This is a genomic window from Streptomyces sp. NPDC048664 (assembly GCF_040650555.1).
In the GTDB taxonomy this organism is placed as follows: Bacteria; Actinomycetota; Actinomycetes; order Streptomycetales; family Streptomycetaceae; genus Streptomyces.
Genome location: NZ_JBEZHK010000011.1, coordinates 49,068 through 63,826 on the forward strand (window position 1 = coordinate 49,068; position 14,759 = coordinate 63,826).

General features: G+C 72.9%; 13 protein-coding genes. 2 read left to right on the forward strand and 11 right to left on the reverse strand.

The features are described 5' to 3' along the window. The first annotated feature begins 221 nt into the window (after nucleotides 1-221). The gene (locus tag AB0C59_RS14545; RefSeq protein ID WP_363004253.1) at nucleotides 222-1,724 is read left to right on the forward strand and encodes an oligopeptide:H+ symporter; all 1,503 of its coding nucleotides are present in this window, start codon (nucleotides 222-224) and stop codon (nucleotides 1,722-1,724) included. Between the two features lie 79 nt (nucleotides 1,725-1,803). Here the strand turns inward: AB0C59_RS14545 and AB0C59_RS14550 are convergent, their stop codons facing one another. The 7 genes from AB0C59_RS14550 to AB0C59_RS14580 all read right to left on the reverse strand — a co-directional run bounded on the left by AB0C59_RS14550 (nucleotide 1,804) and on the right by AB0C59_RS14580 (nucleotide 7,860). After that, entirely contained in the window at nucleotides 1,804-2,001 is a 198-nt protein-coding gene (locus AB0C59_RS14550) for a hypothetical protein (protein ID WP_363004255.1), read from the reverse strand. A gap of 204 nt (nucleotides 2,002-2,205) precedes the next feature. Further along, on the reverse strand, nucleotides 2,206-3,483 hold the full coding sequence (locus tag AB0C59_RS14555) for a hypothetical protein (RefSeq protein ID WP_363004257.1): 1,278 nt from the start codon (nucleotides 3,481-3,483) through the stop codon (nucleotides 2,206-2,208). 2 nt (nucleotides 3,484-3,485) lie between these two features. Next, nucleotides 3,486-4,631: a hypothetical protein gene (locus AB0C59_RS14560; protein ID WP_363004259.1), complete on the reverse strand. Its 1,146-nt coding sequence runs from the start codon at nucleotides 4,629-4,631 to the stop codon at nucleotides 3,486-3,488. Further along, complete coding sequence (locus AB0C59_RS14565) at nucleotides 4,628-5,587, reverse strand: hypothetical protein (protein WP_363004261.1); 960 nt, start codon at nucleotides 5,585-5,587, stop codon at nucleotides 4,628-4,630. Before AB0C59_RS14565 ends, AB0C59_RS14560 begins: the two co-directional genes overlap by 4 nt. Before the next feature lie 48 nt (nucleotides 5,588-5,635). Continuing rightward, nucleotides 5,636-6,388 carry an LPXTG cell wall anchor domain-containing protein gene (locus AB0C59_RS14570; RefSeq protein ID WP_363004263.1) on the reverse strand — a complete coding sequence of 251 codons (753 nt, stop codon included), beginning with the start codon at nucleotides 6,386-6,388 and terminating at the stop codon, nucleotides 5,636-5,638. 181 nt (nucleotides 6,389-6,569) lie between these two features. Next, on the reverse strand, nucleotides 6,570-7,172 hold the full coding sequence (locus AB0C59_RS14575; RefSeq protein WP_363004265.1) for an ATP-binding protein: 603 nt from the start codon (nucleotides 7,170-7,172) through the stop codon (nucleotides 6,570-6,572). Between the two features lie 319 nt (nucleotides 7,173-7,491). After that, the gene (locus AB0C59_RS14580) at nucleotides 7,492-7,860 is read right to left on the reverse strand and encodes an STAS domain-containing protein (RefSeq protein ID WP_363004267.1); all 369 of its coding nucleotides are present in this window, start codon (nucleotides 7,858-7,860) and stop codon (nucleotides 7,492-7,494) included. A gap of 251 nt (nucleotides 7,861-8,111) precedes the next feature. Here AB0C59_RS14580 and AB0C59_RS14585 point away from each other — a divergent pair, with 251 nt between their 5' ends. Continuing rightward, nucleotides 8,112-9,038 carry an RNA polymerase sigma factor SigF gene (locus AB0C59_RS14585; RefSeq protein WP_363004269.1) on the forward strand — a complete coding sequence of 309 codons (927 nt, stop codon included), beginning with the start codon at nucleotides 8,112-8,114 and terminating at the stop codon, nucleotides 9,036-9,038. Nucleotides 9,039-9,251: 213 nt separating this feature from the next. Here AB0C59_RS14585 and hutI read toward each other — a convergent pair whose 3' ends face one another. From hutI to hutU, 4 genes are read right to left on the reverse strand one after another with little or no spacing between them, the layout of a single operon-like run. Next, nucleotides 9,252-10,424 (reverse strand): imidazolonepropionase, encoded by a 1,173-nt coding sequence (gene hutI, locus AB0C59_RS14590; RefSeq protein ID WP_363004271.1) that lies wholly within the window; start codon nucleotides 10,422-10,424, stop codon nucleotides 9,252-9,254. Nucleotides 10,425-10,459: 35 nt separating this feature from the next. Further along, on the reverse strand, nucleotides 10,460-11,809 hold the full coding sequence (locus tag AB0C59_RS14595; RefSeq protein WP_363004273.1) for a formimidoylglutamate deiminase: 1,350 nt from the start codon (nucleotides 11,807-11,809) through the stop codon (nucleotides 10,460-10,462). Further along, the gene (locus AB0C59_RS14600; RefSeq protein WP_363004275.1) at nucleotides 11,806-13,041 is read right to left on the reverse strand and encodes an allantoate amidohydrolase; all 1,236 of its coding nucleotides are present in this window, start codon (nucleotides 13,039-13,041) and stop codon (nucleotides 11,806-11,808) included. Before AB0C59_RS14600 ends, AB0C59_RS14595 begins: the two co-directional genes overlap by 4 nt. Then, nucleotides 13,038-14,702: a urocanate hydratase gene (hutU, locus tag AB0C59_RS14605; protein ID WP_363004277.1), complete on the reverse strand. Its 1,665-nt coding sequence runs from the start codon at nucleotides 14,700-14,702 to the stop codon at nucleotides 13,038-13,040. Before hutU ends, AB0C59_RS14600 begins: the two co-directional genes overlap by 4 nt. Nucleotides 14,703-14,759: the final 57 nt, after the last annotated feature.

A 14,759-nucleotide genomic window follows, 5' to 3' on the forward strand; every position in this document is an offset into this window, starting at 1 on the left:
TGGAGGCGTGGATCCCGGTGGTCGCCGTCCACCGCTCCGTGACCCGGAGCGGAAACCCCGGGGCGTGGGGTGGACGACCGAACCGCCGGTGCCGGCCGCCCCCACCGGGCGTGCGACTCTCGAAGCCCCTGGCTTCCCCCTCGTTCTCGGCACGACCGAGGCGGAGGGGACTCCGCGGGCGCGGGCCCCCACCCGCATGCCCCAACCAGCAAGGAACGACCATGGCGTCCAGCCTGACGAAGGACTCGGTCCGCCCGGGCACCCCCGGTTCCGAGAAGACCTTCTTCGGCCACCCCCGCGGACTGGCCACTCTCTTCATGACCGAGATGTGGGAGCGCTTCAGCTTCTACGGCATGCGAGCCCTGCTCGTCCTGTACCTGGTCGCCCCGGCGTCCAAGGGCGGACTGGCGTTCGCCGCGGCCACCGGCGCGGCGATCTACTCGGTCTACAACGCCACCGTGTATCTGCTGGCCGTGCCCGGCGGCTGGTTCGCCGACCGCGTGTGGGGTCCGCGCAAGACCGTGGCGGTGGGCGGCACGATCATCATGATCGGCCACTTCCTGCTCGCCGTCCCGCTCCAGGCCTCCTTCTTCGTCGGCCTCGTCTTCATCGCCGTGGGTTCGGGCCTGCTCAAGGCCAACATCTCCACGATGGTGGGCCACCTCTACCCGGACCGCAACGACGCCCGCCGCGACGGCGCCTTCACGGTCTTCTACATGGGCATCAACCTGGGCGCCTTCGTCGCCCCGCTGCTCATCGGCTGGGTCGCCGACGTCACCAACTGGCACTTCGGCTTCGCGCTCGCGGGTGTGGGCATGGCGCTGGGCCTGGTCCAGTACCTGCTCGGCACGCGCCATCTGAGCGCGATCAGCGACGAGGTGTCGCAGCCGATGGACGCCACCGAGCGCACCGCCCTGCTGAAGAAGACCGGCCTGTGGGCCGCCGCCGCCGCGGTCTTCTACGGCGTCGTGGCCGCCTCCGGCTCGTTCACCATCGACTGGGTCCTGTGGCCCCTGTCCCTGCTGGGTCTGGCGCTGCCCGCCTTCTACTTCACCCGCATGCGCCGGGACCAGGAACTGACGGCGGACGACAAGTCCAAGATCAGCGGTTACGTCTGGTTCTTCGTCGTCGCCGCGATCTTCTGGATGATCTACGACCAGTCCGGCTCCACGCTGAGCCTGTTCGCCAGCGACCACACCGCGAACAAGCTGTGGGGCTTCGGCTTCCCGGCCAGCTGGTTCCAGTCGCTGAACCCCCTGTTCGTCATGGCCCTCGCGCCGGTGATCGCGGCCCTGTGGATCAAGCTGCGCGAGCGCAACCCCAGCACCACGGTGAAGTTCGCCCTCGGCCTCATCGGCATCGGCGTCTCCTTCGGCGTGATGATGATGGCCATGGGCGCCGCCTCCGGTGACGCCAAGGTCACCCCGCTGTGGCTGTGCATGGTCTACCTGATCCAGACGGTGGCCGAGCTGTGCCTGTCCCCCGTCGGCCTGTCGGTCACCACCAAGTTGGCGCCGCAGAAGTACGCGAGCCAGATGATGGGCCTGTGGTTCCTCGCGGTCACCGCCGGTGACTGCCTGGCGGCACTGACCCAGCTGGTCATCGGGGACGCCTTCCTGTCGACGACCTCGTTCGCCATCCAGGGCGCCATCGCGGCGCTCGGCGGCCTCGGCTTCATCGCCTACCGCAAGAAGGTCATCGCGCTCATGGGTGACGTGCGCTGATCCGAGGGGCCTCGGCCCCCACGCGAGAGGGGCGGTACGGGATTTCCCGTACCGCCCCTCTCGCACACTCAGCGGTGTGTCAGCCGCACTTCACGCCCCACAGCGCGGCGACGGCGCAGCCGAGCGCGTAGCCGCTGGCACCGCTCTGCCACTTGCCGGGCGAGTGCTCGCCGAACCCCTCGCTGGCGGCGCTGGCCGAGCCCGCGCTGCCGAGGGCGATGACGCCCGCCAGGGCCAGAGCCGCGACGGCTCCCGTGAACTTCTTGTTCTTGCGCATGGTCATTCCCCTGTCAAAGCCGGGCTGTCTCCGGATGCACCTCTGGTCAGGAGATCGCGGACGGACAGCCGGTCGTGCTGTACTGCCTTGGCTGGAATCCACCGTTGAACGACGCATTCCGGATAGGGAATCTAGTCGCGCACAAGATCCAATCGCCACCCCGAAAGGGGATTCTGAGCAACATTTGAGGTTGGTTTCCGCAGGTCAGCGCGTACGTCGCCCCGGCATGAACGCGAACACCGCCCCGCCCAGCAGCAACACTGTGCCCGACACCAGCCCCAGGGCCTTGAGAGCGCCGTGGTCGCTGGAGCCGGTCTCCGCGAGGCCTCCCGAACTGCCGGCGCCGTCACCGCCGCCTCCGGACGAGGAGGAGCCCCCGGACGTCGAGGTGCCGCCGGAGGCGCCGCCCGGCTGCTGGGCCGTGTCCAGGGTGAGGGACACCTGCGTGCCGGTCGGCGTGCAGGTCGTGGTCGTACCGAGCGCCTTGATGATCAGCACGCCCGGGGCCAGGGTGGAGGTGCCGCTCGCGCCGGGCCGGTAGGTGCCGGTGAGGTCCGGGATCGCGATCGGCTCGCCCGACCTGATCGCGCTCGCGTTCACCGGGCCCTCCACCGGCACGGTCCCCTTGTCCGCGCCGCCCAGCGCGACCTCCATGGACGGCTTCACCGAGCCCGCCGGTATGTCCGCCGGGCTGTCCATCACCGACTTCCCGAAGTGCACGGTCAGCGCGAAGTTCCCGCCGTCCTTCCTCGCGTCGATCCGCACCGGCGAGGTGGCGCTCTTGTCGCCGATCGGGGTCCTGCAGGCGTACGGGACCTGCACCTCCTTGCCGGTGAAGTCGGTCTGCCCGCTCCCGCCGGTCGAGGTGGCGGTGGCGGTCGGGGTGGCGGACGAGGGCGGGGGCGAGGGCGTCCCCGAACTCGGCGGCGGGGACGGGCTCGTGCTGGAGCCCGCGCCGGTCACCTGGATCGTGGCCGCCTTCCCCACGGTCTCCTTCGGCGCGCACCTGGTGTCCGTGGACATCGCGTTGACGGTGTACGCGTCCGGTGTCAGCGTCACCGCGCCCGCCGTCGTCAGCTTCAGGCTGCCCTTCATGTCGGACAGCACCATCGCGCCGCCCTTGGGGATCGCGGGGTTCTCCCGCGGGCCCCGCATCGCGATGTCGGCGCTCTGCGCACCGGCCGCCTTCAGGACCCCGGACGGCTGCACCGAGTTGGCGGGCAGGTCGATGATGTCCGGGTTCCTGGACGCGGCCTGCGTGAACTTCCATACGACGTCGACGGTGTCGCCCACCCTGGCGGTGGCCGGCGCGGTGATCTCGACCTGGGTGGTGCCGTCGACCGGGCTGATGCCCGCGGGCGGCACACAGTGGGTGGCGTAGGCCACCGTGGCCGCCTGCGCGGGCGTGGCGGCCAGGCCCAGCAGGGCACCCGCACCGCTCAGCACCAGCGCGGCTCCCACCGCCGTGCCTCTCCTTCGCATCCTCACGTGCGTCCCTTCCTGGTGGGGGGCGTCGGGGTCGCCCGAGTCGTGGACGGCGCCGGGCCCGCGTCGGTCGCGGGGCCGGCGGGGTCCGCGGGACTCGGGGGACCCGGGGGGCTGTCCTCGTGCGGTGCGGAGCGCCGGCCCGCCGGGTCGCCCGGAGCGGAGTCGGGGGCGAACCAGGGCAGGGCCGGGGCCGTGGGGGGCGCGGGCTCGGGGAGGCGGGGGCCGAGGCGGGGCAGCCGCAGGGTGGGGCCACCGGCGCGCCGGTGGCGGACGGCGCCCGGGTGGCGCGGCCGCAGCCGGTCCACCACGGCCATCCCGACGCGGAACAGCCCGACCGGCACGACCACGCACAGCAGCAGCCAGAACAGGGTCACGCCCCAGGGCCGGCCCACGCCCCACGGCTGCTCGGCGATCACCTTGCCGCCGTACCGCACGCTCACCGTGTAGTCGCCGTGGGCCCCGGCGGTCAGTTCCACGGGCAGTTCGATCCGCGCCTTCCCGCCGGGCCCCACCGTGCCGTGGTACTGCTGCTCGTCCCACTGCGGGGCGAACACACCGTGGGCGGTGCCGACCTGGAACACGGGGTCCTCGACCGGCCCGGATCCGACGTTGCCGACGGTGAAGACGAGCGTGCGCGAGGGCGGTGCCCCGAACCAGGTGAGCAGCCCGTCGCCGCCCTCGAACCGGGTGTCCGTCAGCACCGCGAGGCGCCCGGCCGAGGACTGCGGCGGAAGCGGCCGTACGGCGTGTCCGGCGACCTCCAGGACCGCGTCGGCCTGGGCGCTCGCCCCGGTGACGGTGGCGACGTGGACGACGCAGGGGCAGGGGACCGGCGGTTCGGACACCGGCAGGCTTCTGCGGAACGCCCCCCGGTCGTCGGTCGTGACGGCTCTGCCGTCCGCGTTGGCGCAGGAGTTGGTGCCGCCGATCACTCCGCGGGAGGGCGAGGCCTGTCCGCAGACCAGGATCATCACCAGGGTCCTGGCCCGCCAGCCGCTGCCGCTGACGGTGACCGAGCCGCCCGTGCCGGCCTGGGACGCGGACAGCCGTACGGCCGGCCCGTCCGCCCCCGAGGCGGCCGTCGCCAGGGGCACCAGGGTGAGCACGAGCGCCGCCAGCAGCGCCGAGACGCGCCCCTTCATCGCACCGCCCCCTTCGACTCGGCCCGCGTGCCCGCCCGGTCCTCGCCCCGCGGCGGCGGTGGCGGGCGCCGTCGACGCCGTAGGACCGCACCGGCGCCCGCCGCGGCGCACAGCACGGCGGCCAGGGCGGCGGCCAGCGTGCCCCGGGGGACGAAGCGCGCCGAGGCGGACGCGGAGCCGTGCGCCCCGGCCGCCGCCGTCACGGTGAGCCGCACGTGGACCGCGTCGAACGCCGGGTGGTGCGGCCAGGGCTCGCTGAGCAGCACCCGGCGGCCCGGCGTCAGCTTCAGGGGCAGTGCCCTCGGGGCCCGGTCCAGGACCCGGCCGAGCACTCCGTCCGCGCGCACCGCGAGGCGAGGGGTCAGCACGGTGGTGCCCCGGTTGACCAGCTCGTAGCCGATCCGCCCGCCCCGCACCCGCACGTGTTCCACCGTCAGCGCGGCCAGTGAGGGTCCTACGACCCTGAGCCGGATCGGCACGGCCGAGGTGCGGCCGGCGCCCGCGTCCGCCACGATCGCGCCGAGGCGGTCCCCCGGCGCGGCACCCGGCGGCACCGTCACGGTGAACGGCACGTCGGCGCGGGTACGGGCGGGCACCGTCACCCCGAGCGCGGGCACCGGGGCTCTGCGACCCGCGGTCGTACCGGCGAACCGGATCCACGCCCCGGCGCCCCCCGGCTCCGCGCGCCCGGTGGGCCCGCCCCGTCCGGCCGGGCCGCCCTCGGTGTCGGCGCCGCTCAGACGGACGGTCAGCGGCCGGGTGCCCGGATTGAGCACCGACACCGCGTCCTGGAGCACCGTCCCGGGCGCGCCCTCCGCGTAGACGTACGGCCGTCCGCCGGCGCCGCCCGTCGCGGGCAGGACCGACCAGCCCCGGTCGGCGAAGGCCGGCGCGGCACCCCACAGGACCGTCAGGGCGGTCAGGAGGGTGAGGGCGGCGCGGCGGGCGTACGGCATGGGCGGGCTCCCAGCGGGCGACGGGCGTCAGGGGCGTGGGCGGGCGCCTCAGGGGCGTGCCGTGCGGTTCCTGCGCGTCAGCCACAGCGCCCCGGCCACGCCCGCGAGGAGCACCGTGCCGCCGAAGGTGCCCAGCGCGACCGCGGAGTCCTCGGGGCCGGTCTGCGGCAGCTGTCCGCCGGTGTCCGTGCCGCTCCCGGAGCCCGACGAGGAGCCGGACGAGCCTGACGCACCGGATGAACCCGTTGAACCGGAGGACGAGCCCGAGGACGAACCGGAGGAGCCGCCGCCCGCCGCCGTCACGTCCAGGGTCAGCGACGGGCCCGGGGTGTTGGCGGGCGTACAGGTGGTCGTCGTGCCGAGCGCCTTGATGGTCAGCACCCCGGCGGTGAAGGTCACCTTGCCGGACTTCCTGGGCGTGTAGGTGCCGCTCAAGTCGTTGATCTTGATGGGGGTGTTGGCGGGGATCGACTCCTGGTTGGCCGGGCCCGTCACCGCGACGCTGCCGCTGTCGGCGCCGCCCACCGTGATGGTCGCGCTCGGGCTCATCGCCCCCTTGCCCAGTTCGACCGGGCTGGAGGAGACGCCCTTCTGCCAGGACATGGTGAGCCGGTAGGAGCCACCGCTCCTGACGCCCTTGATGTCGATGGGGGACACGGCGCTCTTGTCGCCGATGGGCGTCCTGCACTGGTAGTTGACGTCGACGACCTCGGCCCGGGCCACGGGGGCGGTCATCAGGACCGCCGAGCCGGCCAGGGCGGCGGCGGACACGAGCACGGCGGTCCGTTGGTGGTTCGGCACGGTCCCCTCATTCCTGACGGCGCATCAGATCGGGCCGTCAAGGTACGCCCGGGCCGTTGAGGAGGGAAGACACAGCGCACGCCGGATCTGTGGCGATCCGGCGTGCATGGGGTGCGGTGGACGTGGGGCGTGACCGGTGGTCACCTGGCGTGACCGCGCGGCCGTGCGGGAGGGGGCGGCGTCAGGCGGGAGCGCCCAGCTCGGCCCACACCTTCTTGCCCGCGACCCCGGGCGCGCGCACGACCCCCCAGTCCAGGCAGAGCCGCTGCACGATGAACATTCCGTGGCCGCCCGGGCGGCCCGCACGATGCGGGGTGCGCGGGGCGGGCTGACCCGCGCCCCGGTCCGAGACCTCGATGCGCAGCACCTTCCTGTCGCACGCGATCCACAGCTCCTCGGGACCCTCGGCGTGCAGGCAGGCGTTGGTGACGAGCTCGGAGACGACGAGCAGCACGTCCTCGGCCGCGGCCCGCCGGTCGGCGGTGGCGGCGGGCAGCCAGCCCCACGCGTACAGGGCCTGACGGGTGAAATCGCGGGCGAGCGGAACGACGCCGCTCGCGCCCTCGAAGCTCAGCCTGCGCACCTGCCGGTCCGAGGAGGGCCCGCCGCCTTCGGGCACGCCGGAGGGAGCGCCCACGGCGGACACGCCTGTCACGGGCGCGTCCGACACGGAGGCGCTCCGCGCGGACATCGCCTGCGCGGGCGAGGCCTCCACGGGCGCCGCCGAAGCGCCGCTGGGCTCGGGGCCGCGGTCGCCCGGCGAGTAGGGCCGGGTGGTGCTCATCAGCGCTTCACCTCACCGATTCACCAGTTCACGATTCAAATCTCGGTACTCAATACGTGCTCGGGCGGCGTTTCCGCCGGTCTTCTGCCATGCCATTCGCGTGTGGGGGCCTTCCACCTTCGAATCCGACCCCCCCGGCCCGGCGGCCCGGGAGCTTCGCCCCGACCGCGGACACGTTCAGCATGTCTCCTGCCCGGGCGGATCGCTGGAACACCCACCGATTCGACCGGGAACTGTGACGCCTGTAACGCGCTGGTCACACGGTGACCACCGAGGGCTCCCCGCCGTGCCACCCGGTGGGGTCCGGTGACGCGCGGCATCACTCGGCCAGCGCGTCGTCCACGCGGTCGTGGACGGTGAAGACGGCGTCCGCCCCGGTGATCTCGAACACCCTGGCCACGACGGGCAGCATTCCCGCCAGATGGACCCCGCCACCGGCGGCCTCGGCCTTCAGCCGGGCGCCGAGGAGCACGTTCAGCCCGGTGGAGTCGCAGAACTCCAACCGTGAACAGTCCACGACCAAGCGTGAGAGCCCCTTCTCGAGGCAGTCCTCCAAGGGCTCGCGCAGCAGATCGGCGGTGTGGTGATCCAACTCACCCGCCGGGGTCACCACGGCGCTCGTGCCTTCCTGCCGCACTTCGACCAGTAGCCGGCCCGACTGTGCGCTGCCGACCGTCCCGCGGTCCATGCCGTCTCTCTCCCGACCGTCGTGGCTGTCTGATTGGACGCTCTCGAACACTACGCCTTCCTCACACCTCTCGGCACCCGAACAACCCGACTAATTCGGACATATCACAACAGAAAGCACTTGCGGTGGGCCGACAAAAGCAGGTAGGGCTAGTAACGCACCGATTCGACACGGCCGGCTTTGGAGGCGCCGCACACCGCAGTGCACGTATCGGCTTCGGCGGCCATATGCCGAGAACGATGGAGGACATCATGTCACCCCGGCTCGACACACCGCAGAACCAGAGGGCGACGTCGGCACCCCTTCTGGACCGTATGAACCACGACAGTGCCGACAGCCTCGCCCCGCGCGGTCCCGCCGAGTTCGACGACGGCCTCTCGGACCTTCCCGAGATCCCGCCGTTCGACGAGGTGGAGGCGGTCGACGCCCGGGCGCTGTCCAAGACGCTCTTCGAGCGCCTCGAGTCGCTGGAAGAGGGCACGTACGAGTACTCGTACGTGCGCAACACCCTGGTGGAGCTGAACCTCGCGCTGGTGAAGTTCGCCGCCTCCCGCTTCCGCTCGCGCAGCGAGCCGATGGAGGACATCATCCAGGTCGGCACGATCGGCCTGATCAAGGCCATCGACCGCTTCGAGCTGAGCCGCGGCGTCGAGTTCCCGACCTTCGCGATGCCGACGATCATCGGTGAGATCAAGCGCTTCTTCCGCGACACGTCGTGGTCCGTGCGTGTCCCGAGACGGCTGCAGGAACTCCGTCTGGACCTGGCGAAGGCCGGCGACGACCTCGCCCAGCGGCTCGACCGCGCCCCCACGGTGGCCGAGCTGGCCGAGCACCTCGGCATCTCCAACGACCAGGTCGTCGAGGGCATGGCGGCGTCGAACGCCTACACGGCCAGTTCGCTCGACGCCCAGCCCGAGGACGACGACTCCGAGGGCGCGCTCGCGGACCGCATCGGATACGAGGACCACGGGCTCGAAGGCATCGAGTACGTCGAGTCGTTGAAGCCGCTGATCGCCGAACTGCCGCCGCGTGACCGGCAGATCCTCTCGCTGCGCTTCGTCGCCAACATGACCCAGTCGGAGATCGGCGACGAGCTCGGCATCTCCCAGATGCACGTGTCGCGGCTGCTGTCCCGCACGCTGGTGCGGCTGCGCAGGGGACTCACCGTCGAGGAGTGACCGAGGAGTGACGGAGGAGTGACAGCGGCGGGGGCCGCGGCCCCGAGGTGACGCCGCGGTTCCACGGCCGTCACTCCGCGAGGCCGTCACTCCGCGACGTCGCCTCGTCCACCCACCGCCCGGTGCCGCTACGGCGCCGGGCGGAGCCATGTCGGCACCACCGCGGACGCCCCGTCGACACCACCACCGCCGCCGCCCCCGCCGGGACCGCGCTCAGACCTGCCGTACTCCCCTGCGCCACACCTCGGCGACCAGGGGCACGCCGGGCCGGTAGGCCAGGTGGACATGGCTCGGGGCGTCGAGGACGGCCAGGTCCGCGTACGCGCCCGGGCTGAGACGGCCGATGTCCGTGCGGCGCAGGGCGCGGGCCCCGCCCGCCGTCGCCGACCAGACCGCCTCGTCGGGCGTCATGCCCATGTCCCGCACCGCCAGCGCCACGCAGAACGGCACCGAGGACGTGAAGGACGAACCCGGGTTGCAGTCGGTCGACAGAGCCACCGTGGCGCCCGCGTCCAGCAGCCGGCGCGCGTCGGGCCACCGGGCCCGGGTGGAGAACTCGGCGCCGGGCAGGAGGGTGGCCACCGTGTCGCTGTTCGCGAGCGCGTCCACGTCGGCGTCCGTCAGGTGCGTGCAGTGGTCGGCGCTGGCCGCGTCGAGTTCGACGGCGAGCTGGACGCCGGGACCGTAGGACAGCTGGTTGGCGTGGACGCGCGGGTGCAGCCCGTGCCGCTTGCCCGCGGTGAGGATCGCGCGGGCCTGGTCGCCGTCGAAGGCGCCCTTCTCGCAGAAGACGTCGATCCACCGGGCGTGCGGCGCGCACGCCCGCAGCATCTCGCCGGTGACCAGGTCGACGTACCCGGCGGGGTCGTCGGCGTAGTCGGGGGACACGATGTGGGCGCCGAGGTAGGTGACCTCGTCCGTGTGCGCGGACGCGATGCGCAGGGCCCGTGCCTCGTCCTGGACCGTGAGGCCGTAGCCGGACTTGGTCTCGAACGTGGTGGTGCCCTGGCGGAGCGCCTCGTCGAGATAGCGGACGAGGTTCGCCTCCAGTTCCGCGTCCGTGGCCGCCCGGGTCGCGGCGACCGTGGTGCGGATGCCGCCCGCCGAGTAGGCGCGTCCGGACATCCGGGCGTTGAACTCCTGGGTGCGGTCGCCGGCGAAGACGAGGTGCGAGTGGGAGTCCACGAAGCCCGGGACGACCGCCCGGCCCCCGGCGTCGACCCGATTGTCGGTGGCGGGTGCTTTGCTTGTCTCACCGGTCCACACGACCCGGTCGCCGTCGATGGCGACGGCCGCGTCCTGGATCAGTCCCAGAGGGGAGTTGTCGCCGAGGGAGGGGTCGTTGGTGACCAGGCTGGCGATGTTGGTGATGACCGTGCTGCTCATGGTGTCCTCGTGGGTGGCCGGTCCGGTGGTGGGCGTCAGGCGCGCAGGGCTTCGACGGCGTCCGCCAGCGCCCGCGGTACGTCGGGGACGAGCGTGTGCGCCCCGTCGCGCACGACGTGGCGGCCCGCGACGACCGTATGGCGCACATCGGCCGCGGTCGCGGCGAATACGGCCGTCTCGGCGCCGAGGGCCGGTGGCGCTCCCGCGGTCCTGACCGAGTCGAGCGCGATCGTCGTGAAGTCGGCGAGCGCTCCGGGTTCGAGCGTTCCGGCGTCCGTCCAGCCGAGCGCCGCGTGCCCGTCGGCGGAGGCCGCCCGCAGGAGTGCCTCGGCCGTCCAGTGACCGCGGGTGCGGCTGCGCAGCCGCTCGTCCAGCTCCATGGCCCGCGCCTCCTCGAGCAGGTCGATGACGGCGTGGCTGTCGGAGCCCAGGCTGAGCGGGGAGCCGGCCGCGTGCAGGGCCACGGCGGGCCCGATGCCGTCGGCGAGGTCCCGTTCGGTGGTCGGGCACATACAGGTGCCGGTTCCGGTGGAGCCGATCAGCCGGATGTCCTCGTCGGTGAGATGGGTGTTGTGCACCCCGGTGGTACGCGGGCCGAGAACTCCGTGATCGGCCAGCAGCCGGGTCGGGGTGCATCCGTGGGCGGCCTGGCAGGCGTCGTTCTCCGCCGTCTGCTCGGACAGGTGCACATGGAGCGGGGCCCCCCGCTCCTCGGCCCAGCGCGCCACCGTCCCCAGCTGGTCGGCGGGCACGGCGCGTACGGAGTGGACGGCGGCCCCGATCCGCGCGTGATCACGTTCCTTGAGATCTGAACAGCGTTCCGCCCAGGCCTCGGCGGTGCCGTCGCAGAAGCGGCGCTGGTGGGCGCTGGGCGGCTCACCGAACCCGGAGGAGAGATAGGCGGTGTCCAGCAGGGTGATACGGATGCCGGCCTCGGCGGCGGCGTCGAGGAGGGCCTCGCCCATGGCGTTCGGGTCGGCGTAGGGGGTGCCGTCCGGGGCGTGGTGCACATAGTGGAACTCGCCGACGGAGGTGACCCCGGCCAGGGCCATCTCCGCGTACACGGCGCGGGCGAGTGCCCGGTAGGTGTCCGGGGTCAGGCGGTCGGCGAAGGAGTACATGACCTCCCGCCAGGTCCAGAAGGTGCCGCTGCCGACCTGGGTCCTGGCGCGCAGGGCGCGGTGGAAGGCGTGGCTGTGCGCGTTGGCGAGCCCCGGGAGGGTGATCCCCCTGAGGATCTCGGCGCCCTGGGGCGGGGCGGGGACACCGGTGCGGACGGCGGCGACACGGCCGTCCGCGACCTCGACCAGGACACCGGGCTCGGCACGGGTGTCGAGCCAGGCGTGCTCCAGCCAGTAGGCGCGTGTCCGCTGCGTCGCTGTCACCTGCACACCAGCCCTTCCAGTACGTCGGCGAGTGCCCGCACCCCGGCCAGGCAGTCGTCCTCGGTGGCGTGTTCGGCCGGGGAGTGCGAGACGCCGGTGGGGTTGCGCACGAACAGCATGGCGGTCGGGACGCTCCCGGACAGGATTCCGGCGTCGTGTCCGGCACCGGTGCCCAGGACGGGCACGGTCAGGCCGGGAACCGCGGCGCCCTGCGTGTCCTGGCCGAGGATGCGCGCCAGCTCGTCGCGCAGGGCGTGGTCGAACTCCACGACGGGGGTGAAGGACTCCCGTGCCACGTCCAGGTCGACCCCGTGCCGCTCGGCGTGCTCGCGGGCCGCCTTCTCGATCGCGCCGACGACGGTGTCCAGGCCGTCCTGGCCGGGAGCCCGGGAGTCGAGCCAGCCCCGTACCAGCGAGGGGATGGCGTTGACCCCGTTGGGCTCGACGGCGATCTTGCCGAAGGTGGCGACGGCGCCCGCGAGTTCGGCCTCGCGCCGGGCGGCGAGGACGGTCTCGGCGTAGGGGAGCATGGGGTCGCGGCGGTCGGTGAGCCGGGTGGTGCCGGCGTGGTTGGCCTCACCGCGGAAGTCGAACCGCCACCGGCCGTGCGGCCAGATGGCGCTGGCGACGCCCACCGGGTCGCCGCTCAGGTCGAGGGCGCGGCCCTGCTCGACGTGGAGCTCCACGAACGCGCCGATGCGGGCGAGCCGCTCGGGGTCGGGCCCGAGGGTGTCGGGGTCGTGTCCGGCGGCCTCCATGGCCCGGGCCAGGGTGACGCCGTCACCGTCGGTCAGCCGGTGCGCCTGCTCGCGGGTGAGCTGTCCGGCCGCCAGGCGCGAGCCGACGCAGGCCAGTCCGAAGCGGGCGCCCTCCTCGTCCCCGAAGTTGACCACGGCGAAGGGGCGGCGGAACTCGGTGCCCCGCGCCCTCAGCTCGTCCAGGGCGGCGAAGGAGGACACGACGCCGAGGGGGCCGTCGAAGGCGCCGCCGTCGGGGACGGAGTCCAGGTGGGACCCGGTGACGACGGCGTCGCCGGCCGCGGGGTCACCGAGCCAGGCCCACTGGTTGCCGTTGCGGTCGACCTCGTGGGCGAGGCCCCGGGCGCGGGCCTGCTCCTCGAACCAGGCCCGGCACTCGGCGTCGGCGGACGTCCAGGCGTAGCGGCGGTAGCCGCCGGAGGCGGAGCTGCGGCCGATGGGCAGCAGCTCCGCCCACATGCTGTGGAAGGTCACGCGTCGTCACCCTCGCGCATCGGGACGCGGACGTCGCGCTCCTGCGCCACGGTCTCCGCGATGTCGTATCCGGCGTCGACGTGCCGGATGACGCCCATGCCGGGGTCGTTGGTGAGGACCCGGCGGATCTTCTCGCCGGCCAGCGCGGTGCCGTCGGCCACGGTCACCTGGCCGGCGTGGATGGAGCGGCCCATGCCGACGCCGCCGCCGTGGTGGATGGACACCCAGGACGCGCCCGAGGCCACGTTCACCATGGCGTTGAGCAGCGGCCAGTCGGCGATGGCGTCGGAGCCGTCGAGCATCGCCTCGGTCTCGCGGTAGGGCGAGGCGACGGAGCCGCAGTCGAGGTGGTCGCGGCCGATGACGACCGGCGCGGACAGCTCACCACTCGCCACCATGTCGTTGAACCGCTCGCCCGCCTTGTCCCGCTCGCCGTAACCGAGCCAGCAGATGCGGGCGGGCAGGCCCTGGAAGTGGACGCGCTCCCCGGCCATCTTCATCCAGCGCGCGAGGGACTCGTTCTTCGGGAAGAGGTCGAGGATCGCCCGGTCGGTCTTGGCGATGTCGGCCGGGTCGCCGGACAGCGCCGCCCAGCGGAAGGGGCCCTTGCCCTCGCAGAACAGCGGCCGGATGTAGGCGGGGACGAAGCCGGGGAAGGCGAACGCCCGGTCGTAGCCCGCGAGCTGGGCCTCGCCGCGGATCGAGTTGCCGTAGTCGAAGACCTCGGCACCGGCGTCCATGAAGCCGACCATCGCCTCCACATGGCGGGCCATCGACTCGCGGGCGCGCGTGGTGAAGCCGGCCGGGTCCTTGGCCGCCTGGTCGGCCATGTCCGCGAAGTCGACGCCGGTCGGCAGATAGGCCAGCGGGTCGTGGGCCGAGGTCTGGTCGGTGACGATGTCGATGGGGGCGCTCATGGCGAGCAGCCGGGGGAGGACGTCGGCGGCGTTGCCGAGCACGCCGATCGACAGCGGCCTGCGCTGGTCGCGCGCCTCGACGGCCAGCTGGAGGGCGTGCTCCAGGGAGTCGGCCTTCACGTCCAGGTACCGGTGCTCGATGCGGCGCTCGATGGCGCGGGGGTCGCAGTCGACGCAGATCGCGACACCGTCGTTCATGGTGACGGCGAGGGGCTGGGCGCCGCCCATGCCGCCGAGTCCGGCCGTCAGGGTGATGGTGCCGGCCAGGGTGCCGCCGAACTTCTTCGCGGCGACGGCCGCGAAGGTCTCGTAGGTGCCCTGGAGGATGCCCTGGGTGCCGATGTAGATCCAGGAGCCGGCGGTCATCTGCCCGTACATGGTCAGGCCGAGGGCCTCCAGGCGGCGGAACTCCTCCCAGTTGGCCCAGTCGCCGACGAGGTTGGAGTTGGCGAGCAGGACGCGCGGCGCCCACTCGTGGGTCTGCATGACGCCGACGGGGCGGCCGGACTGGACGAGCATCGTCTCGTCCTGCTTGAGGGTCCTCAGCGTGCGCGCCATCGCGTCGAAGGAGCGCCAGTCGCGCGCGGCCTTGCCGGTGCCGCCGTAGACGACGAGCTTGTCGGGGTGCTCGGCGACCTCGGGGTCCAGGTTGTTCTGCAGCATGCGCAGGGCGGCTTCCTGCTGCCATCCCAGGGTGTTCAGTTCCGTGCCGCGCGACGCTCGGACGGGGCGGGGTCCTGACATGGGCTGCCTCCTGGTGACGGCCGCACGCGGCCGGGGGCGCGCGGGGAGTGTTGCGGT